13 protein-coding genes, 2 tRNA genes, 4 rRNA genes and 1 other RNA gene are annotated in these 20,839 nt (G+C 43.3%); 1 reads left to right on the plus strand and 19 read right to left on the minus strand.

What is annotated here, in order from left to right; genetic code table 11:
• Positions 1 to 131: 131 nt before the first annotated feature.
• From rrf (FR7_RS22350) to FR7_RS22415, 14 genes are all read right to left on the minus strand, one after another.
• Positions 132 to 248: ribosomal RNA gene (gene rrf / locus FR7_RS22350) — 5S ribosomal RNA — on the minus strand.
• 86 nt (positions 249 to 334) lie between these two features.
• A 5S ribosomal RNA gene (gene rrf, locus FR7_RS22355) occupies positions 335 to 451 on the minus strand.
• Between the two features lie 96 nt (positions 452 to 547).
• Positions 548 to 3,480: ribosomal RNA gene (locus FR7_RS22360) — 23S ribosomal RNA — on the minus strand.
• A gap of 284 nt (positions 3,481 to 3,764) precedes the next feature.
• A tRNA-Ala gene (locus tag FR7_RS22365) sits at positions 3,765 to 3,840 on the minus strand.
• Positions 3,841 to 4,032: 192 nt separating this feature from the next.
• Positions 4,033 to 5,590 (minus strand): 16S ribosomal RNA (locus tag FR7_RS22370).
• Together the 16S, 23S and 5S rRNA genes with 1 tRNA gene alongside form the textbook arrangement of a ribosomal RNA operon.
• A gap of 352 nt (positions 5,591 to 5,942) precedes the next feature.
• Complete coding sequence (locus FR7_RS22375; RefSeq protein WP_007935587.1) at positions 5,943 to 6,221, minus strand: pro-sigmaK processing inhibitor BofA family protein; 279 nt, start codon at positions 6,219 to 6,221, stop codon at positions 5,943 to 5,945.
• A gap of 230 nt (positions 6,222 to 6,451) precedes the next feature.
• On the minus strand, positions 6,452 to 6,745 hold the full coding sequence (locus tag FR7_RS22380) for a DUF2508 family protein (RefSeq protein ID WP_007935589.1): 294 nt from the start codon (positions 6,743 to 6,745) through the stop codon (positions 6,452 to 6,454).
• A 53-nt stretch (positions 6,746 to 6,798) separates the two neighbouring features.
• Positions 6,799 to 7,395 carry a recombination mediator RecR gene (gene recR, locus FR7_RS22385; protein WP_007935591.1) on the minus strand — a complete coding sequence of 199 codons (597 nt, stop codon included), beginning with the start codon at positions 7,393 to 7,395 and terminating at the stop codon, positions 6,799 to 6,801.
• A 3-nt stretch (positions 7,396 to 7,398) separates the two neighbouring features.
• Positions 7,399 to 7,725 (minus strand): YbaB/EbfC family nucleoid-associated protein, encoded by a 327-nt coding sequence (locus tag FR7_RS22390; RefSeq protein ID WP_007935593.1) that lies wholly within the window; start codon positions 7,723 to 7,725, stop codon positions 7,399 to 7,401.
• A gap of 3 nt (positions 7,726 to 7,728) precedes the next feature.
• Positions 7,729 to 9,459 carry a DNA polymerase III subunit gamma/tau gene (gene dnaX / locus FR7_RS22395; RefSeq protein ID WP_007935601.1) on the minus strand — a complete coding sequence of 577 codons (1,731 nt, stop codon included), beginning with the start codon at positions 9,457 to 9,459 and terminating at the stop codon, positions 7,729 to 7,731.
• Between the two features lie 109 nt (positions 9,460 to 9,568).
• Positions 9,569 to 9,777, minus strand: an RNA gene (ffs, locus tag FR7_RS22400) — signal recognition particle sRNA large type.
• Between the two features lie 284 nt (positions 9,778 to 10,061).
• On the minus strand, positions 10,062 to 10,466 hold the full coding sequence (locus tag FR7_RS22405) for a metal-dependent hydrolase (protein WP_237715578.1): 405 nt from the start codon (positions 10,464 to 10,466) through the stop codon (positions 10,062 to 10,064).
• 72 nt (positions 10,467 to 10,538) lie between these two features.
• The gene (locus tag FR7_RS22410; protein ID WP_007935603.1) at positions 10,539 to 11,309 is read right to left on the minus strand and encodes a hypothetical protein; all 771 of its coding nucleotides are present in this window, start codon (positions 11,307 to 11,309) and stop codon (positions 10,539 to 10,541) included.
• 199 nt (positions 11,310 to 11,508) lie between these two features.
• Positions 11,509 to 11,598, minus strand: a tRNA-Ser gene (locus FR7_RS22415).
• Positions 11,599 to 11,879: 281 nt separating this feature from the next.
• Between FR7_RS22415 and FR7_RS22420 the strand changes: the two genes are divergently transcribed.
• Positions 11,880 to 12,734 carry a MurR/RpiR family transcriptional regulator gene (locus FR7_RS22420; RefSeq protein ID WP_007935605.1) on the plus strand — a complete coding sequence of 285 codons (855 nt, stop codon included), beginning with the start codon at positions 11,880 to 11,882 and terminating at the stop codon, positions 12,732 to 12,734.
• 120 nt (positions 12,735 to 12,854) lie between these two features.
• Here FR7_RS22420 and ltrA read toward each other — a convergent pair whose 3' ends face one another.
• From ltrA to FR7_RS22445, 5 genes are all read right to left on the minus strand, one after another.
• On the minus strand, positions 12,855 to 14,264 hold the full coding sequence (ltrA, locus tag FR7_RS22425; RefSeq protein WP_007937569.1) for a group II intron reverse transcriptase/maturase: 1,410 nt from the start codon (positions 14,262 to 14,264) through the stop codon (positions 12,855 to 12,857).
• Positions 14,265 to 14,765: 501 nt separating this feature from the next.
• Entirely contained in the window at positions 14,766 to 15,863 is a 1,098-nt protein-coding gene (locus tag FR7_RS22430) for an HD-GYP domain-containing protein (RefSeq protein WP_237769571.1), read from the minus strand.
• Positions 15,864 to 16,095: 232 nt separating this feature from the next.
• The gene (gene dapA, locus FR7_RS22435) at positions 16,096 to 16,974 is read right to left on the minus strand and encodes a 4-hydroxy-tetrahydrodipicolinate synthase (protein ID WP_007935609.1); all 879 of its coding nucleotides are present in this window, start codon (positions 16,972 to 16,974) and stop codon (positions 16,096 to 16,098) included.
• A 750-nt stretch (positions 16,975 to 17,724) separates the two neighbouring features.
• Positions 17,725 to 19,044 (minus strand): 4-aminobutyrate--2-oxoglutarate transaminase, encoded by a 1,320-nt coding sequence (gene gabT / locus FR7_RS22440; RefSeq protein ID WP_007935612.1) that lies wholly within the window; start codon positions 19,042 to 19,044, stop codon positions 17,725 to 17,727.
• A gap of 202 nt (positions 19,045 to 19,246) precedes the next feature.
• On the minus strand, positions 19,247 to 20,665 hold the full coding sequence (locus FR7_RS22445; protein WP_007935614.1) for an aldehyde dehydrogenase family protein: 1,419 nt from the start codon (positions 20,663 to 20,665) through the stop codon (positions 19,247 to 19,249).
• Positions 20,666 to 20,839 lie beyond the last annotated feature (174 nt).

Here is a 20,839-nt window from a genome sequence, read left to right on the forward strand (position 1 = left end):
TAGTACTTATTGCCAGCGTCGCTGACAACTTATTCAGTATAACACTTTGTCACACATTATGTCAAGTACTATTTTTCATCTTTTTTCTTTGGTTCTGATCTTTTGAAAAGCATTCATAACAGGAGTGCTTTTACTGGCAGCTACCTATCCTCCCAGCTCGTTTCCAAGCAAGTACTTTCGGCGTATAAGGGCTTAACTGCTGTGTTCGGTATGGGAACAGGTGGAACCCCTTAGCTATCGTCACCAGATACAAATACATCAAGATCCAGTATCGCTTACCGCAATAAGCATTTTTTGAGAAAAACAAAGAGCACTCACAAAGAATGAGTGCTCTAACCAGCAACTATCTATCCTCCCAGGCCGTTTCCAACCAAGTACTTTCGACGTATAAGGGCTTAACTGCTGTGTTCGGTATGGGAACAGGTGGAACCCCTTAGCTATCGCCACTGGATTAAAGTTTTTAGAAGTACATATAAATATGTTCCTTCAAAACTTCACAGAAGAAAGACTGCATGTTAGTCGTTAGCAGCAAGCTGCTAACTAAATTTAAGTCAAGCCCTCGTCCTATTAGTACCAGTCAGCTGAATCCATTGCTGGACTTACACACCTGGCCTATCAACCTTGTCATCTACAAGGGGACTTACTAGCTTACGCTATGAGAGATCTCATCTTAAGGCTGGTTTCACGCTTAGATGCTTTCAGCGTTTATCCTTTCCGAACGTAGCTACCCAGCTGTACTCCTGGCGGAATAACTGGTACACCATTGGTTCGTCCACTCCGGTCCTCTCGTACTAGGAGCAGCTCCCTTCAAATCTCTTGCGCCCGCGATGGATAGGGACCGAACTGTCTCACGACGTTCTGAACCCAGCTCACGTACCACTTTAATGGGCGAACAGCCCAACCCTTGGGACCTACTACAGCCCCAGGATGTGATGAGCCGACATCGAGGTGCCAAACCTCCCCGTCGATATGGACTCTTGGGAGAGATTAGCCTGTTATCCCCAGGGTAGCTTTTATCCGTTGAGCGATGGCCCTTCCACGCGGTACCACCGGATCACTAAGTCCGACTTTCGTCCCTGCTCGACCTGTACGTCTCGCAGTCAAGCTCCCTTCTGCCTTTGCACTCTGCGCGCGATTTCCAACCGCGCTGAGGGAACCTTTGAGCGCCTCCGTTACATTTTCGGAGGCGACCGCCCCAGTCAAACTGCCCACCTGACACTGTCCTTAGTATCGTTACTACTAAAGTTAGAATTCCAGTAAATAAAGGGTGGTATCCCAACAACGACTCCACACATACTAGCGTACATGTCTCGCAGTCTCCCACCTATCCTGTACATCATTTACCAAAATTCAATGTCAGGCTACAGTAAAGCTCCATGGGGTCTTTCTGTCCAGTCGCGGGTAACCTGCATCTTCACAGGTATTTCAATTTCACCGGGTCCCTCGTTGAGACAGTGCCCAAGTCGTTACACCTTTCGTGCGGGTCGGAACTTACCCGACAAGGAATTTCGCTACCTTAGGACCGTTATAGTTACGGCCGCCGTTTACTGGGGCTTCAGTTCACACCTTCGAATTGCTTCTAAGCACTCCCCTTAACCTTCCAGCACCGGGCAGGTGTCAGCACCTATACGTCAGCTTTCGCTTTAGCAGGCACCTGTGTTTGTGGTAAACAGTCGCTTGGGCCTCTTTTCTGCGACCTCCTTTAGCTCATACCGCTAGGGTAATCACCTAAAGAGGCTCCCCTTCTCCCGAAGTTACGGGGACATTTTGCCGAGTTCCTTAACGAGGGTTTTCCCGCGCACCTTAGGATTCTCTCCCCGCCTACCTGTGTCGGTTTGCGGTACGGGCACCCACAGCCTCGCTAGAAGCTTTTCTTGACAGTATGGGATCAGTAAGTTCATCAACCTTACGGTCAACTCCCCGTCACTCCTCAGGCTTAACGTTTAGCGGATTTGCCTGCTAAACACCCTACAAGCTTAGACGCATTTCTTCCATTCATGCGATTACTTACCCTTCTGTGTCACTCCATCACTCAAACGGATGTGGGTGGTACTGGAATGTTTGCCAGTTGTCCATCGCCTACGCATTTACGCCTCGGCTTAGGCCCCGACTTACCCTGAGACGACGAGCGTTGCTCAGGAAACCTTAGGCTTTCGGTGGACAAGATTCTCACTTGTCTTTTCGCTACTCATACCGGCATTCTCACTTCTATATACTCCACAGCTCCTTACGGTACTGCTTCGATGCGTATAGAACGCTCCCCTACCACTTGTATCCTAAGATACAAATCCATAGCTTCGGTTCCGTACTTTAGCCCCGGACATCTTCGGCGCAAAACCTCTCGACCAGTGAGCTATTACGCACTCTTTAAATGGTGGCTGCTTCTAAGCCAACATCCTGGTTGTTTCTGAAGTTCCACATCCTTTGCCACTTAGTACGGCATTGGGGACCTTAGCTGATGGTCTGGGCTGTTTCCCTCTTGACTACGGATCTTATCATTCGCAGTCTGACTCCCAAGGTCCGAGTACAGCCATTCGCAGTTTGACAGAGTTCGGTAACCTATAAGGCCCCTAGCCCAATCAGAGCTCTACCGTCTGTACTTATTTCTTGAGGCTAGCCCTAAAGCTATTTCGGGGAGAACCAGCTATCTCCGCGTTCGATTGGCATTTCACCCCTATCCACAACTCATCCCAAAACTTTTCAACGTTCACGGGTTCGGTCCTCCACGCAATTTTACCTGCGCTTCAACCTGGCCATGGATAGATCACTGCGGTTTCGGGTCTACAACAACTAACTAATCGCCCTATTAAGACTCGCTTTCGCTGCGGCTCCACATTTCCTGCTTAACCTCGCTAGTTACTGTAACTCGCCGGTTCATTCTTCAATAGGCACGCCGTCGACCACATAAGGGTCTTCGACTGCTTGTAGACATACGGTTTCAGGTTCTTTTTCACTCCCCTCCCGGGGTGCTTTTCACCTTTCCCTCACGGTACTATACGCTATCGGTCGCCAAGGAGTATTTTGCCTTGGAGGGTGGTCCCCCCTGCTTCCCACAAGGTTTCACGTGTCTCGTGGTACTCTGGATCTCAGCCATCTCGCTCTGCTTTTCGTCTACGGGACTGTTACCCCCTATGGTCTACCTTTCCAGGTAGTTCGACTAAGCCTGACTTGAATTATGCTGGTCCTCAACCCCGAATCAGTAAACTGAATCGGTTTGGGCTCTTCCCCGTTCGCTCGCCGCTACTTAGGGAATCTCGCTTGATTACTTTTCCTCTGGGTACTTAGATGTTTCAGTTCCCCAGGTGCCCTCCTCATACTCTCAGGTATGGGTAACAATGCATTACCATTGTTGGGTTTCCCCATTCGGATATTCACGGATCAATACCTGCTTGCGATTCCCCGTGACTTTTCGGAGCTTACCCCGTCCTTCTTCGGCTCTTGGCGCCAAGGCATCCACCGTATGCCCTTATTAGCTTGACTTCGTCACTCTAATAGTCGGCTGTCAATAAACAGTCATCTGCGTTGTCGCTTCTGCGGGCATTCCATTTGACGTACAAGTAGTACGACTCATTTCATGTCCTCGTCGCTCCTAGCAGCTAACTATTTCTTGTCAACCTGTGGTTTGTGTATATTCGGGTTTGACGCCGAAATATATACATATACATGTTTCAAATAATCCTAACATGCTCGGTAATCACCCTAATATTGCTATTAGAATTATTACGTTGCTTTCTTCTGTGCAGTTTTCAAAGAACATAAAAAAATGGTGGAGGATAACGGGATCGAACCGTTGACCCCCTGCGTGCAAGGCAGGTGCTCTCCCAGCTGAGCTAATCCCCCACTATATGAGGATATATATTATCATGCCTGCTTACTTTATTCAACAGGCATGTTTCTGTATTCCCTCAAAACTAAGCAATGTAAGTAGATTTATAATACTACAGCAAGCACATAAGCTCCGTCTAGTATATAATGCCAGATGTGTCGACCTTGGATTAGAATCCTGTATTTCAAGAATTCAAATCTCCATAGAAAGGAGGTGATCCAGCCGCACCTTCCGATACGGCTACCTTGTTACGACTTCACCCCAATCACTGATCTCACCTTCGACGGCTGGTTCCATTGCTGGTTACCTCACCGGCTTCGGGTGCTCTCAACTTTCGTGGTGTGACGGGCGGTGTGTACAAGGCCCGGGAACGTATTCACCGCAGCATGCTGATCTGCGATTACTAGCGATTCCGACTTCATGCAGGCGAGTTGCAGCCTGCAATCCGAACTGAGAGCTTGTTTTTGGGTTTGGCTTCACCTCGCGGCTTCGCTACCCTCTATTTAAGCCCATTGTAGTACGTGTGTAGCCCAAGACATAAGGGGCATGATGACTTGACGTCATCCCCACCTTCCTCCGTGTTATCCACGGCAGTCTCCCATGAGTTCCCACCTTTACGTGCTGGCAACATAGGATAAGGGTTGCGCTCGTTGCGGGACTTAACCCAACATCTCACGACACGAGCTGACGACAGCCATGCACCACCTGTCTATCTGTCTTCCGAAGAAGAACTTCCTATCTCTAGGATCATCAGACGATGTCAAGCCTTGGTAAGGTTCTTCGCGTTGCGTCGAATTAAACCACATACTCCACCGCTTGTGCGGGCCCCCGTCAATTCCTTTGAGTTTCAACCTTGCGGCCGTACTCCCCAGGCGGGGTACTTATTGCGTTAACTCCGGCACTGGAGGGGTCGATACCCCCAACACCTAGTACCCATCGTTTACGGCCAGGATTACCGGGGTATCTAATCCCGTTCACTACCCTGGCTTTCGCGCCTCAGTGTCAGACACAGTCCAGAAAGTCGCCTTCGCCACTGGTGTTCCTCCTAATATCTACGCATTTCACCGCTACACTAGGAATTCCACTTTCCTCTCCTGCACTCAAGAATAACAGTATCCAATGCTTCACGGGGTTAAGCCCCGAACTTTAACATCAGACTGATTATCCCACCTGCGCGCGCTTTACGCCCAATAATTCCGGACAACGCTTGCCACCTACGTATTACCGCGGCTGCTGGCACGTAGTTAGCCGTGGCTTTCTTGTCAGGTACCGTCATTATGAACCATTATTTACAATCCACACATTCGTCCCTGAAAACAGAGTTTTACGATCCGAAAACCTTCTTCACTCACGCGGCGTTGCTCCGTCAGACTTTCGTCCATTGCGGAAGATTCCCCACTGCTGCCTCCCGTAGGAGTCTGGGCCGTGTCTCAGTCCCAGTGTGGCCGTTCATCCTCTCAGACCGGCTACTGATCGTCGCCTTGGTGAGCCATTACCTCACCAACTAGCTAATCAGACGCAGACCCATCTTCTAGTGATAGCTTATAAATAGAGGCCACCTTTAGTATCTTAAGTATGCACTCAAAATACAACATTCGGTATTAGCACCACTTTCGCAGTGTTGTCCCCAGCTAGAAGGTAGGTTGTCTACGCGTTACTCACCCGTTCGCCACTAAAATTCCATTGCTGAAATCTCCGTTCGACTTGCATGTGTTAGGCACGCCGCCAGCGTTCGTCCTGAGCCAGGATCAAACTCTCCATAAAAGTTATATTATGAAGAACCTTGATGGCTCTTTAAAAAACTTGTTTGTGTTGCTCTCACTTTCGCAGAACAACTTTGTTTTGCACTCGAAAAACGAGTACCGCACATCTGGCTTATTTTAACCTTACTTACATTGTTTAGTTTTCAAGGAACATCACGCCGCTTGTGGCGACTCACTTATAATATCACAAATAATTCATGCATGTCAATACCTTTTATTTATCTTTTTAATGTTTTTATTGTTTTTTATTAAATACATTATAATGCAAGTAATTGGCTTACAATGCTGTAATGTTTTTTCATCATATGCAATTATAGATCGGGAAGCGAACAAACCTTGTTGCTTCCCCACAGTTAGGCAACGAACAACTTAAACAAGATAAGCAACATTACTCCTGGAAGTCCTAGAAACCCTGCGATTAATGCCGTTATTGGATTAATTGCAATTGTAAATCCTATATGCAGCCCCACAAAATTTAATGCCCACAACATGGCACCCCCAATTAAACCATTATAAATCAAGCGAAAAATTAATTTGATTGGCATTAAAAACATTCGTCCCACAACATATAATAGAATAATGCCAAAAACATATGCCAGAATTACATTAAAATCTCCAAATCCGCCAAGCATAGTACACCCTTCCTCTCTTACTACTTCTTTTCACACGTTTTAAACGCTTTACTTATATACCTCATTATAACTTATAATCCCGCCCTCTTCTATCTCTTGTTATCACCTTTCTTCTATTAATATGGTCATTCTGGTCCAAGTATGATTAAGAAGAGGTGATTTTACGTCCCCTTAACTAAAGAAGGGTCAGAGTTTAGAAAACTCTGACCCTTTTTATTAAGAATGAAATTTTATAGTTTTTTGTACTCGTCGCTATCAGCAACAGTATAAGGAGAGCGTACAATACCTTCTTGACGAGCTTGCTTTAATAGGTATACATATTTCTTTTCAGCTGCCTGCATTAAATAAACGGCATGGTCAACCAAATCTTGATCAGAAACACTATTATAATAATGCTGGGCATTTAACCATTCTTGCCTGGCTTCTTCTACCACAATGGATAAAGAGGGCAAGGGTTTGGCATCCAACTTTTCGCTGCCATAAACATAATCTTGTATTTTCTGCAATGTTTCTATTATATTCATAATTCCCCTCCTGTCTTACGGTTATTTTTACCAAAAACAGGAGTATTTAAACATTACATTTCTCGGCGATTTTCCATAGCCTTGGACAAAGTCACTTCATCAGCATACTCCAAATCGCCACCTACTGGCAATCCATGAGCAATTCGGGTGACTCTTATCCCTAAAGGTTTTAACAGCCTCGCAATATACATTGCTGTAGCCTCACCTTCTACATCCGGATTGGTTGCCATAATCACTTCTTGGATCTCTCCCTCTCCAATACGCGTTAGCAATTCCTTTATTCTAATATCATTAGGTCCAACCCCTTCTAAAGGAGATAACTGTCCATGCAGCACATGATACCTGCCGTGATATTCTCGCGTACGTTCCACAGCAGCTACATCCCGAGGTTCTTCCATCACACACACGATGCTGACGTCCCGTCCAGCATCCCGACAAATCGAACAAGGATTACAATCTGTTAAATTAAAACAAACTTCACAATAACCAATCTTCTCTTTGGCCTCTATAATCGCCTGAGCTAAGCTTTCTGCTCGAGATTTATCCATCTCTAAAACATGATATGCTAAACGTGCAGCTGATTTAGAACCGATTCCCGGCAGTGCGCGAAACTGCTCTATCAATTTCGCCAACGGTGCTATATATTGCATCGTTTAAAATAAACCAGAAGGCAGATTCATACCACCAGTGAGTTTTCCCATTTCTTGAGCCATCATATCGTCGACCTTTTTAATAGCCTCATTGACGGCTGCAGTCACCAAGTCTTCCAGCATCTCCATATCTTCTGCATCCACTACGCTGGGATCAATTTTTAAAGACTGAATTTGTTTTTCACCAGTAATAACTACTTTTATTGCACCGCCACCTGCGGTAGCTTCCAATGTTCGCGTTTTAAGCTCTTCTTGCATTTTACTCATTTCACCTTGCAGCTTTTGCATTTTCTTCATCATACCAGCCATATTTCCCATATTTCCAAACATATCTTAATCCCCCTTGTATTCTTCTTTTTTTATAACCTTACCACCAAACATATGCATAGCCTGACGTAAAGCCGGATGAACTTCTTCTTCCAGCGGCGGTGCAGCCGTCACCGGCTTCTCCTTCGGTGGTAGAGCAGCTGCCTTTGGAGCTATCGCCGCACTTCCCAGTATACAACAAAGTTGCACTGTTTTTCCACAAAATTGGGTTAATACTTTTTCTATCATAATTCGATAATCTTCTTTTTCAGTACGTTCCTTGGGAAAAGCAGCTGCAAACTGAACAATAGCCTGTTTATCATTCAAACTTATCAATTTTCCTTGAGAAACACAAGCATGTACAGAGCGCTTACCGCTTGCCACCAATTCTTTAAGGACATTGTCCCAAATCTCTTTTACATCGCTTGATGACGAATTGCTATCCACAACGAGCTCTGTCTGAGGCTGTTCATGAGTTATTTCCTGCTTTACCTCAACTTTTTCTATCGGCTTTGGATTCACGGGTTGAGCAGAAACTGGTTTTGCCGGAGCAGGAGGACGCACAGTTTCTACTTGTTTTATAATTGGAGGCTCTATTCGCGGAAAGGACTGCCCTGATACCTTCTCTTCCAATATTGCTATTCGCTCCAGCAAATTCGCCATATCTGCTTGTGCTGAACGACGACAAAGGGACAACAGAGTCATCTCTGCTGTAATTCGAGGCTCAGGCGCCCATTTTGCATCATTGGCACCTTCATTTAATATCTTGATCATATCAATTAATTCATCATGCTTAAACTGTTCTCCATGTTTGGCTAATACATTTCGGTCATCTCCATATAATTCAATGCTATCAATATCAGGAGCAGCTTTGAATAGCATGATACTTCTCATATATAAAGCCACTTCTAAGAGTATCTGACGTACTTCTTTACCTAGTGCAATTAATTCTCCTAATGCCATCAATACCGCTTTAAAATCACGTTCCGCCAACGCTTCGGTAATGCGCCATACCCACTCATGACCGATAAGACCTAATAATTGTCGAACCTTCTCTGCAGTAACGATTCCATTTTCCATGGTAGTACATTGATCAAGAATACTTAGAGCATCCCGAAGCCCTCCATCTGCATGAGAAGCAATCAGCTTTAATGCATCTGGTGCTACATTTAGCCCTTCGTGCTGAACAACTGCAGTTAAACGACCTTCTATTGCTTCAGCATCGATACGTCTAAAATCATAACGTTGACAACGGGAATGAATCGTCGCTGGAATTTTATGCGCTTCCGTCGTGGCTAGAATAAATACTACATGGGCAGGCGGTTCTTCTAATGTCTTTAATAGTGCATTAAACGCCTCAGTTGTTAACATATGTACTTCATCGATGATATATACCTTATACCGGCCATCTACAGGCGCAAACTTAACCGTCTCCCGAAGTTCGCGAATTTCGTCAATCCCCCGATTAGAGGCAGCATCAATTTCAAATACATCCATAGACGTTCCAGCATTAATCGACTGACAATTTAAACACACATTACAAGGCTCAGGTGTTGGACCATGTATGCAGTTTAAAGATTTCGCCAAAATCTTGGCAGTACTCGTTTTCCCTGTGCCTCGTGGTCCCGAAAATAAATAAGCATGAGCAATTTTCCCCGATACAATTGCATTCTTCAAAGTAACACTAATATGCTTTTGTCCTACTAGATTTTCAAAATCCTGTGGGCGCCATTGGCGGTACAACGCAACATAAGCCATCTACCCAACACCTCCTTACAACATCTATGGTATTCTACGCTAAAGTAGCTTTCCCTTTTTCTTTAGTGAGCAAACTACTTATAATACACTAAAAAGCAACCAGATTTCTGGTTGCTTTTTAGGTTGCATTCATCATTTTAGCGTCGGGCCACAACAAAAGTCAGGCAACCTCACGGCACATAAAAATTATCACTTACCGCTGCTTTCTTCCGAATCTGACGGGGTTCATGAGTTTCCATTGCGTAAGACCCAACTTTTGCTGTGGCCCCACTCTAAAATAAATAAATGGCTAAAATATTAAATTTTATGCCAACAACGATCAGTACCTACTGACATCTCTATTAAAATGTAATAACCAGAGAAATTCAAAAATCTAATAACAATAACTTTTCTACCGCACAAATTCAAATAAAAACATTATGTTCACTCAAGGCGTATACATATTATATACTATTTATTTTACTAACGCAAGTGTATATTGTTGTTAAAAATTACCCAATGCGTAGGAATTATGGATGCAAATATAAACAACTAACTAAAAATCAATTATAAGCTGCCCTATAGACTCTCTAAATGCTGTCTATATCTGTACCAATTTTTCTTCAGCTTCTTTTCACCCGTCCAATTGAGGTCGCCAGATGATTCCAAAGAACAGCTTCTACCATTTTAACTTCACTTTGTTCGCAATTGATAACAAGAACCACCTCTGTGGTTACGTTTTTTGCCTTGTCTTTTTTGACACTTCTTTTGCTATTAAAGTAATCAAACGCGAATCCGACCGCTACCCCCAGTGCGAAACCCGTTAGTCCTCCTAGTATCGGTCCAAATTTCCAAAGAAATCCCCACATCACGCCAAATAGCATAAAAACGGTGCCAAGCATAGCTCCCCCGTCAAGCAAGCTATGACCGTCAGCACGATGGATAGTATCAAACAATTGACGTTCTTCTCCCATTCGTGACATCGGTACAGCTAGTATCTTATCCCGAGCAATGTCCTTCTCCTCCAATTCGCTAATGGCTAATTCTAAGAGCGATGAGTGTTCAAAAGTGGAAAACACATACATATCAATCACTCCTGCTTATACTGGCATCTCAAAAGCAGTATCCTGAAAATTGTCTTCGAGATACCTAGCTTGTTCTTGGTCATACAACCTGTTGTATTCAACAGTATTTACATAACCATCATAAAGACTAAATCCATAAGTAGATGGTAAAAACAGTATCCATTGAGGGTTAATTACTGCAATTGCATTATTATATTCTCCAAGTGCCGTAAATTGTACCGCCTGTACCGCGTTGGAATAATAACATATAACGATCCACCAGCCAAGTACGAGAAAGCCCGTAGGCAATCGATGTGTATAAAGATGCCCTATACCTGGCATAAGGAGCGACCACCATAGTGAAACCCATGGAATTTTCTTATCTAAGAAGCAGATTTCCAATGTCGATATTTTGGAAGGGCTTATTGGACTTCTCTCTCTATCCGCCAATATAGACATTTTATTTAAGTCTACGCTTTGACGGTAACTGCTCCAAATTGACCATATATAAACAGGAACATACAAAAGTAACCACCTATTGTCAACTACCTCGATTGCCATGTCATATCGTCCTGTAAAGGAGTATAAGATTGCATAATTTATATTACCATTCATATTGATTATGAGTTCCCAAAGAATTAAGAGAAAACCATGTATGTAACTGCCCAAACTAACATGACCGAATCCTGGAAGCATTGCTGACCAAAATGCAATTATCCACGGATTTCTTAAATGAACTAGGTTTATGGAAATGGTAGAAACCAGCCCCTTCGGATGGCGTGGTTCTTTGTTGGAAGAAGAATTCATACATTCACCTCACACTCTAAATATTATTATCAACAGTTATTTACTCTATACGCTCCATCAAATATATTGCAAATAAACCATTATTTTACATAATGCTTTTGATAAATGAAAACTAATTTTATGCACTTAACATAAAATTAAGCACAAAAAAGCGCTTGCAAGTTATAATATAACTCACAAACGCTTATATCTTCTGCAATGGCGGAGAGAGAGGGATTCGAACCCTCGGTACAGTTTCCCGTACACACGCTTTCCAGGCGTGCTCCTTCAACCGCTCGGACATCTCTCCAAGGTGTTTACACCAGTCAAAGTTACATTACTTGACTGCAAGAAATATAATATCATTTCTTAATACTATTGTCAACAATAATATATGAGGATTAAAATCCCAATCCGTCTTACATAAACTTGCATGGCTTTAGGGTGTCTGATACAATATGGATACATAAAGAAGGAAAAATTGACAGCTTCAATTTCACTGTCAATCTTAGTCAGTCTTATCCTTAGAACAGCTTAGCCATCGGATAAACATTCAAATTTCTCTTCTTGCAAAAGGTTGGAGGACATAAAATGGAAAGTACCTTGAATTCATGCTTGCCGCGTATACGCAGTGGTTTTAATGATTTAACTAAAACCGAACAAAAAACTGCAACTTATATTCTGGAAAATCCTTCTGAAGTCATACATATGACCATCACGGAGTTAGCGGAAGCAGCTAAGAATGCAGAAGCAACTGTTTTTCGTCTTTGCAAAAAATTAGGCTTTTCGGGGTACCAAGAATTGAAGATTGCCCTTGCCGGGGATTTATATACTCCCTTAGAATCCGTCTATAAAGAAGTTCATCCTACCGATTCCATCAGAAATATGACTAGCAAGATTTTCTTAGGCATAAATGAAGGGCTGCAAGATACCCTTAAGATCATTGACGAAGAAGCAATTGAAAATGCCATCCAAGCGATCACTAACACACGTCGGATTGATGTTTACGGCTCAGGCGGATCAGCAGTGATCGCTTCCGACATTGAGCACCGTTTTATGCGCTTTGGTATTTCCGTAAGAGCTTACTCTGACCCACATCTGCAAATCGCATCCGCCACGTTGCTTAAGCCTGGTGATGTAGTCATTGCGGTGTCTCATACTGGTGCTAATCGCGATATACTTGATGCTGTTGCTATGGCAAAAAGCAACCATATTACTACCATTGCAATTACTAGTTATATGCGATCACCTCTCAGTCAGTTAGCCGATATTTCACTTCATGGTATGGGCAGAGAAATTAATTACCGTTCAGAAGCTATGGCCTCACGCTTAATTCATCTGGCCATAGTTGATGTTTTATACATTGGATCGCTTCTCCGCCAGCAGGAAACAATCATCGAAAATATGAACAAGGTACGTATGTCCATTGCCAAACGTAAAATATGAAGATATTTCAATCACCATCCTATTCGCTAAGAAAAATCGAGTAAGAGGCTACCCATTAGTTGAGTAGCCGACTTCTCACACCACCGTACGTACCGTTCGGTATACGGCGGTTCAACAGAATTAGTGTACTAGTGAATACCTTTCACTTATGGTGATGAAGCCGATTTTCCTGAGGTATTCATTGGTTAACGTCCGAGAAAGGATTGGGCTATTGGCTGTGTGCCAGTAGCTCTTTCTTGTATTGGCGTATTCCCACGCTTTGCGGTTATCTATGCCATGAGCAACAAGATTATCGTGCTTCGTCCCAATTTTCTTCCATTGCTTCCACAAGCACATTCGAATCCTTCTTCTCAGCCATTCATCCAATGCTTTAGCTAGGGTTTTCATATCAGCCATTCCAAAGTAGTTCATCCAGCCCACAATGCACTGCCGGAGCTTTTCCGCTCTTTGCTCCATGCTCATAGCATTGCTTCGTCCTGTTATTTCCTTCAGCTTTTGCTTGAATTTCTTTACAGGCTTAGGGTGAACTCTAATTCCTAATCCACCTTTTTTGTGATAGAACGAAAAACCTAGAAATTTCAGCTTCCACGGCCTGTCTACTGTACTCTTTTCTTGATTGACTTTGAGCCTTAATTTTTGCTCAAGAAATCGCGTGATACTTGCCATGACCCGTTCTGCCGCTTTCCGGCTTTTGACGTAAATATTCTGATCATCAGCATAACGACAGAATTTTAAGCCCCGTCTCGTGAGTTCAGTGTCCAGTTCATTCAGCATGACGTTACTCAGAAGTGGAGAAAGATTGCCCCCTTGAGGACAGCCTTCCTCGCTCTCCTGTACCACGCCATTTATCATGACTCCTGATTTCAGATATTTGCGTATCAGCGACAGCACTCGGCTATCTTCGATGGTTTCTGAAAGCAAGCGCATGAGTTTATCGTGATTTACGGTATCAAAATACTTTGCCAAGTCGATATCAACTGTCCAGGTGTATCCTGCCTCGATATATTCCTTGCATTTTACTACCGCTTGTTTTGCACTTCTGCCGGGTCTAAACCCGTAGCTATTTGCCGAAAACTGCATTTCATAGATTGGGGTTAATATTTGAGCTATAGCTTGTTGTATCACTCTGTCAACTACAGTAGGTATACCAAGTAGCCTTTTCCCCCCGTCCGGTTTCGGTATTTCTATCCGTCTGACCGGCTCGGGCTTATAGGTCCCTTCTAGTATGGATTGCCTGAGTTGGTTGCCGTTTTGTTTCAGGAATTGTAAAAGTTCATTTACTGTCATTCCGTCGACTCCATGGCTTCCTTTGTTACCCTTCACTCGCTTATAAGCAAGATTCATGTTATCTCGGTGAAGGATTTTCTCCAGCAATCCACCGGCGTATTCATTGTCACCGTTTCTTCCTCTTTCGGGCATGGGAGAAATGCTCGGCACTCCTACATTACCTCTGAGTTCCACTCTTGTCTCCTGTAGGCAGCCTTCTTTGTGAAGTTGTCTGCTTTCTACGCATTTCTTCGTACCTTTCAAAATTCGGAAACCTCCTATTGTTCGGTCCTTCCCAGAGCGTATATAGCCGCTCTGGTAGTATGACCTCTGCTGACTTCTGACAGCTCAGTCGTACATTACTGCACGGGTTGCCGTTTTCAAATTCATATCCACAGCTTGACTGTCAGATCTCCCCAGGTAAGAACGCTTACTTTCACTCCACCTATCTGCTACATTTACATCGCCCGCTTCGGATAGTTTAGGGCTTCGTTTTGTGCGGCAAACTCACCCAGCTGACATATGCCTTGTATGTAGTTCGTCTTCCTCAGACCGGAGTTTTGCCGCCGACTTCCTTCAGATTCCACCTCGCGATGGACACCCTTGTCTTAGGCTAACGGTTGGCACTATCAACCCCCGTATTGGACTTTCACCAACTAGTAAGCGCCCATGCTGGGCACACCGCAAAAGGTTAGAAACCCAATGGGTTCTAACCTTTTTGTTCATCCTATTGATTCTCTTTTTAGCCTAATTGTTCATTGCCTGCTACTCCTTAACATGAGAAGAAACATATGCCTGATCAGCACGGACTTGCGAATAATTTGGAGTTACATCTTCAAAATCGACAATAAAGAGTTCAGGCGATTTCATTAAATCAAGTTCAACAATTTGATCGATATTCTGCCCGTCCTCACTGGACGTTATGCGAACAACTGGCGTAGTTTTGTTTTTTAGATCCACACCAAGAATTACACCGCTTTGCTGGTTGTTTAACCGCACCGTTTTTCCAATAGGGTAAATGGCAACACTCTGGTTAAACTTGCCGACAATAACCGGATTAAAATACTCTCCTGCAGCTTTACTCAAAATCGCAGCAGCGTAATACACAGGCGTCGGCAAACGGTGTGGCATCCCCACGATCAAACGCTCATAGACATCAGCAATGCTGATAATTTGGGCATATTCAGAAATGGAATTCCCTTTAAGACCCATGGGATAGCCACTGCCGTTCCAGCGTTCGTGATGCTGAAAGCAGGCGTTAAGAACATTGACAGATACTGTCTGGTTCCTCCGCAGGATCTCCAAAGAGTAAAATGGATGCCGCTTATATTCTTCTTTTTCACGTCTTGTCAAATAACCGGGAAACTGCCGTGCTATGTTCTTCGAAAATTTTATTTTGCCAACATCATGCAGTATCGCAGCAAGTCCCAGCTCATCTAACTGTTTAGCATCATATCCCATAGCAATACCCGTCATAATTGACAAAATACAAGTATTGACGGCATGAGAAAACATATACCCCTTTTTACGGCGTATATCCAGAAGGTTCATCATGCTCTCCGGTTTCTCCCCAAGCTGATTAATCCATTCACTGACAAGGCTTTTTACTTTATTGAGGTTTACACCTTTGCCTACATTAAATTGATGAATTGCATCTCGCGCAGCACCAAGGGCTTCCTTTTTGTATTTAGAACCATAAAAATCTTCCTCCAGGGCGATGATCTCTTGAATCTGCGGCTCACCTACAAATAAAGAGGTAAAGCCTTTATTTCGAAGATACTCAATGTACCGTTCCTTCATAACGATGCCCTCATGGAGCAAAACTGTACCATCAGCTAACATGAGCGGTTTTGATAAGTACATGCCTGGCTGAATTTCATCAATCGTTACACTTTGTATAAGAATCCTCCTCCTACGATAAACATGCTACCTGTTAATTCTACTAGTTATATCGGAAGATAAAGCAAAATACTTAAAACTTCTGAATAAGCAAGTAGAAAAAATGTACCTGAACAATCGAGCCTCTAGCTCTATTGCTCAGGTACATTTTTTATTCGACAGTTAATACGCAACCGTGCAGCGATGAATAAACCAATTATAGTAAGCCGTAAGCTTTCATCTCAATGCGAAGAAGCTCAAGATTACTCTCGCTGATTTCTGTCAGTGGCATACGACAGTGACCAGCTTCAAAGCCCAGTAAATTTACAGCCGCTTTAATCGGAATCGGGTTGACTTCGCTGAATAATGCCTTTATGAGATTCAATGTTTGAAGCTGCAGTTTGATAGCACCCTTGGTGTCACCTTGGAAAAAACGCTCAACCATATTGTGAGTTTCCTGGGGAATAATATTTGCCATAACAGAAATGACGCCTTTGCCGCCTAGTGACAACATGGGCAATACAGTATTGTCATCACCAGAATACACTGCAAAATCTTCTCCGCATAAATTGACTACATCGCCTACTTGTCCGAGGTTGCATTCTTTAATGGCGATAATATTATCAATTTGTGATAATGCCTTTACCGTCTCAGGATTAATATTTAAATTGGTTCTGCTCGGCACATTATACAAGACCAGGGGTATCTTTACGTTATTGGCAATGACTTTAAAATGTTCATACAAGCCTTTTTGCGTAGCTTTATTGTAATATGGGGTGACCGATAAAATTCCATCAGCACCAACGTCTTCCGCCGCTTTCGATAACTCGATGGCATGACGGGTATCATTGCTGCCTGTACCAGCTATGACTGGCACACGCTTGTTGATTGCTTCTACCGCAAATTTGATAACGGCAATATGCTCATCATCTGGCATAGTAGAAGCCTCTCCTGTGGTTCCACAGATTACAATGGCATCTGAGCCGCCTTTAATCTGAAACTCAATCAGCTCTTTTAAAGTTTGATAATTAACACCATTGTCAGTAAAGGGAGTTACAATCGCTACTGCTGATCCGATAAATAATGGTTTTTTCATAAAGTTATCCGCCTTTTACTCATATTTATTATATGAAAATCATTAATAGTATAATTATAGCCGATAATCAGGCAAAAAGGAATTGAAGAGTCTCTTTCTAAACATAAAAATTAACCCATTCATAACATGAACATAATATACACTCATGTAAAAACTGATATGCTTGTAGTAGATGTTAAGCAATAAGCGCAGGTGATTCATGTGTCTGACAAATCCACTACTATTTTCTTTTTACTATTTGCAATTCTATTTATTTTGATGTACTTGTATCAATTTAGTATTCTTTCTGAATATCGTGAATTATTTGATCTCCCCTTATCATAACATTGTTGATATAACTTTTTTCATCTCGTCTGCCTTATATAAGGCAGACGTTTTTTTGAATGTACATGTATCAATTCGCAAGTAACCGCATAGAATACTGTATTGTTTCAACTTGCTTTGAGGAGGTACACTATGTTAGTTCTTTTATACGGATTGGCAGCAATCGGCGTAGTCACATTAGGAGTATTGGTGCATATGTTTGCTAGAATACCACAATAGCTGAATATAACGTAACCATGCCAAAAAGCAACTATTCTACCTTTAACCGGGGAGAAATAAATAAATCCTGGGAAAATTCAGCATTAGAATTTTCCCAGGATTTTTGCTGCTTATAATGAGCACTTGCATGTAATCTTAACTTATCAATTTCTCATCAACAACCTTACTAGTTGCCGGCAATCCTTTGCTTGCAAATATGCTGTTATACTAGCCTTCTTTCGCCGCCCTTAAGATACTTTGCTCTAAAACAGTAAGTCCACGATCCAGCTGTTCATCCGTGACCACTAGAGGGATCAACAAACGAATTACGTTACTAAAAATTCCAGCACTGATTAACATTACCCCTTGCTCCAGGCAATATTTCACAACTTTACTCGTAATTTCCTTGGCTGGTTCTTTCGTTTGCCGATCTTTAACCAGCTCAATCCCAATCATCGCACCGATTCCTCTCACATCACCAACAACAGTGCATCTTTCCTGCAATTCTTTCAGTCTCTTCATCGCTGTGCTGCCGATTTGTGCAGCCCGGCTACAGAGGTTGTTATCCTCAATAAACTTTATGGTTTCTAAACCAGCCGCACAGGCTAAAGGATTCCCGCCATAGGTCCCGCCAATATTTCCAGCATCAGGTGCATCCATGTATTCAGCCTTTCCAGTAACAGCACTGAGAGGCATACCGGCAGCAATGGATTTTGCCGTAGTCATGATGTCAGGTTCCACTCCCCAGTTTTCAATGGCAAACATTTTTCCAGTACGGCCAAACCCTGTTTGTACCTCATCAGCAATAAACAAGATTCCTTTACTTTCACAAATCGCCTTAAGACCTGGCAAAAATTCTGGCGGCGGTACAATAAAACCACCTTCGCCCTGCACCGGTTCAATAATCATAGCCGCAATATGCTCCGCATCAATTTCCGCCGTAAAAAACCGTTCAAAATTTTCCAGACAGTGCATACCACAGCCTGGATGGGTGGTACGATAATGACAGCGATAACAGTAAGCGGAAGGCACCTTGTAAGTTTCCGGGGCAAAAGGTCCAAAACCATATTTATAGGGCTTCACCTTACTGGTAAGACTCATGGTCATAAATGTTCGCCCATGAAATGCGCCTTCGAAAGAAATAATCCCTGTTCTTTTTGTAGCATGGCGAGCAATTTTAACCGCATTTTCCACGGCTTCCGCACCACTATTGGCAAACATGGTCTTTTTTAAAGACCCGCCCGGCATCAGGGAATTCATCTTTTCTGCCAACTCTACGTAGGGTTCATACATAGCGATAGCAAAAAACGAATGAAGTAATTGCTCTGCTTGTTTTTGTACGGCCTTCACCACAGGTTCCGGGCAATGCCCAACATTTAAAACCCCTACACCTGCATAAAAATCAAGAAATTCTCTACCTTCTACATCGGTAATCACCGCTCCGCTGGCTTTCTCTACAAAAACACCTGTGGAATTGGCAATTCCCCTCGCAACTGCATTGTTTTTTCTCTGAATCAATTTTTCTGTCTTGGTTTCTGCAATACTCATTGTAAAGCCCCCTAGCATTAAAAATTAAGGCGCTGAATATATCTCATCAGATATACATTCAGCGCCATTGCTAAATACATCACTCGCATTTGGTTTATATATGAATCTTACCACCAGATGTCAGTCTGCGTCTATGTGAACAGGTCACAGAATATCTTGTGCCTCTTTGTGATGTATTCACTTTGAAAACCGTTAAGACTTACTAAAATTTAAAAACGATTAATTTCTCTTCTGTCATTTCTTTCACCGCATACTGCGGACCTTCTCGACCAATACCGCTTTCCTTAATGCCGCCATAAGGCATGTTATCCGTCCTGAAGGTCGCCCCATCATTGAAAATAACCCCGCCAGTCTCAATTTTCATAGCACACAGCCTGGCAATCGCTAAGGAATTGGTAAATACACCTGCTTGCAGTCCATATATAGAAGCATTCACCAAATCAATGGCTTCCTCAATTTCATCATAAGGCACAATGGAAAAAACGGGTGCAAAGGCTTCCATACTGACAATATTCATACCATGCTGCACATCGGTTAAAATGGTAGGTTCAAACCAAGTCCCACGGCGTTTGCCGCCTGCCAGTACTCTGGCTCCTTGAGAGATCGCCTCATTTACCCATTCTTCTGCTCTGATTGCTTCTGCTTCACTGATCATGGGGCCAATGTCCGTAGCAGGATCAAATGGATCGCCCATAACTAATTTTTCTGTGTGTATTGCTGCCTCATCGCAGAATTCTTTATAGGCACTGCGATGAACATACACTCTCTGGCAGGATATGCAAACCTGACCTGCATTTGCAAAGGCATGTTTAACGCACAATCCTGCCGTCAGTTTAATATCCGCATCGTGATGGACAATATTTGCCGAGTTTGATCCTAACTCAAGAGCTACACGGCGAAACCCTGCGTTTTGCAACAACGTCTTCCCCACAGCAGGGCTGCCGGTGAAGCTGTAAAAACCAATTCGCTGTTCTTCAGTCAACAGTTTGCCGAGTTTGGCGCCAGACCCTGTCAGTAAATTGAGATAGCCATCAGGCAGCCCTGCTTCTGCAAAAATTTCGCATAACAGCACTGCCGATAAAGGAGTCACGGTAGCTGGTTTGTATACCACTGCATTTCCAGCGGCGAGAGCGGGACCGATCTTATGGCAGGCTAAATTAAGAGGAAAATTAAATGGTGTGATAGCACAAACAACCCCTACAGGAATCCGCATTGTAAAAGCCCAGCGGTTGTCGCAGCCGGGTGCTCCTTCCAAGGGCACCATTTCACCGGTCATCCGCTTTGCTTCTTCAGCAGACAGAATCAGTGTTTGTTCTGCCCGCGCCACTTCAGCCATTGCTTCTTTGATGGGTTTTCCCACTTCTTGTACAAGGAATTCTGCCATTTGTTTCTGCTTTTCCATGAGAATCCGGCTAGCTTTCATTAATATTTCATAACGCCGGTATGGCTCTATATGTATTGTTTTAAATGCCTTTTCAGCAGCATCCACCGCGTCCTTTACCTCTGCCTCACCGGCTACCGAAATCAAGGCAACCTCACTGCCTGTTGCTTTACTTACGACACCAATCTTTTCATCTGTTACTTTCCATTCTCCATTAATAAATAAACCATATTCTTTCACTAGTACTACCTCCTTATCCACATTAGAAATTTTGGACTTTGCCATGCTGTAAAAGTGGCGAAACCCTAGTTTTTTATACAATACAATCAAGATGCATGATCCTTTGATTGTACAAAAGAGACTGAAAATCATGCGTTCTTCTACATGATTTCTCAGTCTCCATTGACTACCAAT

The organism is Pelosinus fermentans DSM 17108 (assembly GCF_000271485.2).
GTDB lineage: Bacteria > Bacillota > Negativicutes > DSM-13327 > DSM-13327 > Pelosinus > Pelosinus fermentans.

What these genes read in the sequence shown, in the direction of transcription:
- FR7_RS22375 (WP_007935587.1), bottom strand. Translation starts at nt 6,221, where the DNA reads ATGCTTGGCGGATTTGGAGATTTTAATGTAATTCTGGCATATGTTTTT.
- FR7_RS22380 (WP_007935589.1), bottom strand. Translation starts at nt 6,745, where the DNA reads ATGAATATAATAGAAACATTGCAGAAAATACAAGATTATGTTTATGGC.
- recR (WP_007935591.1), bottom strand. Translation starts at nt 7,395, where the DNA reads ATGCAATATATAGCACCGTTGGCGAAATTGATAGAGCAGTTTCGCGCA.
- FR7_RS22390 (WP_007935593.1), bottom strand. Translation starts at nt 7,725, where the DNA reads ATGTTTGGAAATATGGGAAATATGGCTGGTATGATGAAGAAAATGCAA.
- dnaX (WP_007935601.1), bottom strand. Translation starts at nt 9,459, where the DNA reads ATGGCTTATGTTGCGTTGTACCGCCAATGGCGCCCACAGGATTTTGAA.
- FR7_RS22410 (WP_007935603.1), bottom strand. Translation starts at nt 11,309, where the DNA reads ATGAATTCTTCTTCCAACAAAGAACCACGCCATCCGAAGGGGCTGGTT.
- FR7_RS22420 (WP_007935605.1), top strand. Translation starts at nt 11,880, where the DNA reads ATGGAAAGTACCTTGAATTCATGCTTGCCGCGTATACGCAGTGGTTTT.
- FR7_RS22430 (WP_237769571.1), bottom strand. Translation starts at nt 15,863, where the DNA reads ATGTACTTATCAAAACCGCTCATGTTAGCTGATGGTACAGTTTTGCTC.
- dapA (WP_007935609.1), bottom strand. Translation starts at nt 16,974, where the DNA reads ATGAAAAAACCATTATTTATCGGATCAGCAGTAGCGATTGTAACTCCC.
- gabT (WP_007935612.1), bottom strand. Translation starts at nt 19,044, where the DNA reads ATGAGTATTGCAGAAACCAAGACAGAAAAATTGATTCAGAGAAAAAAC.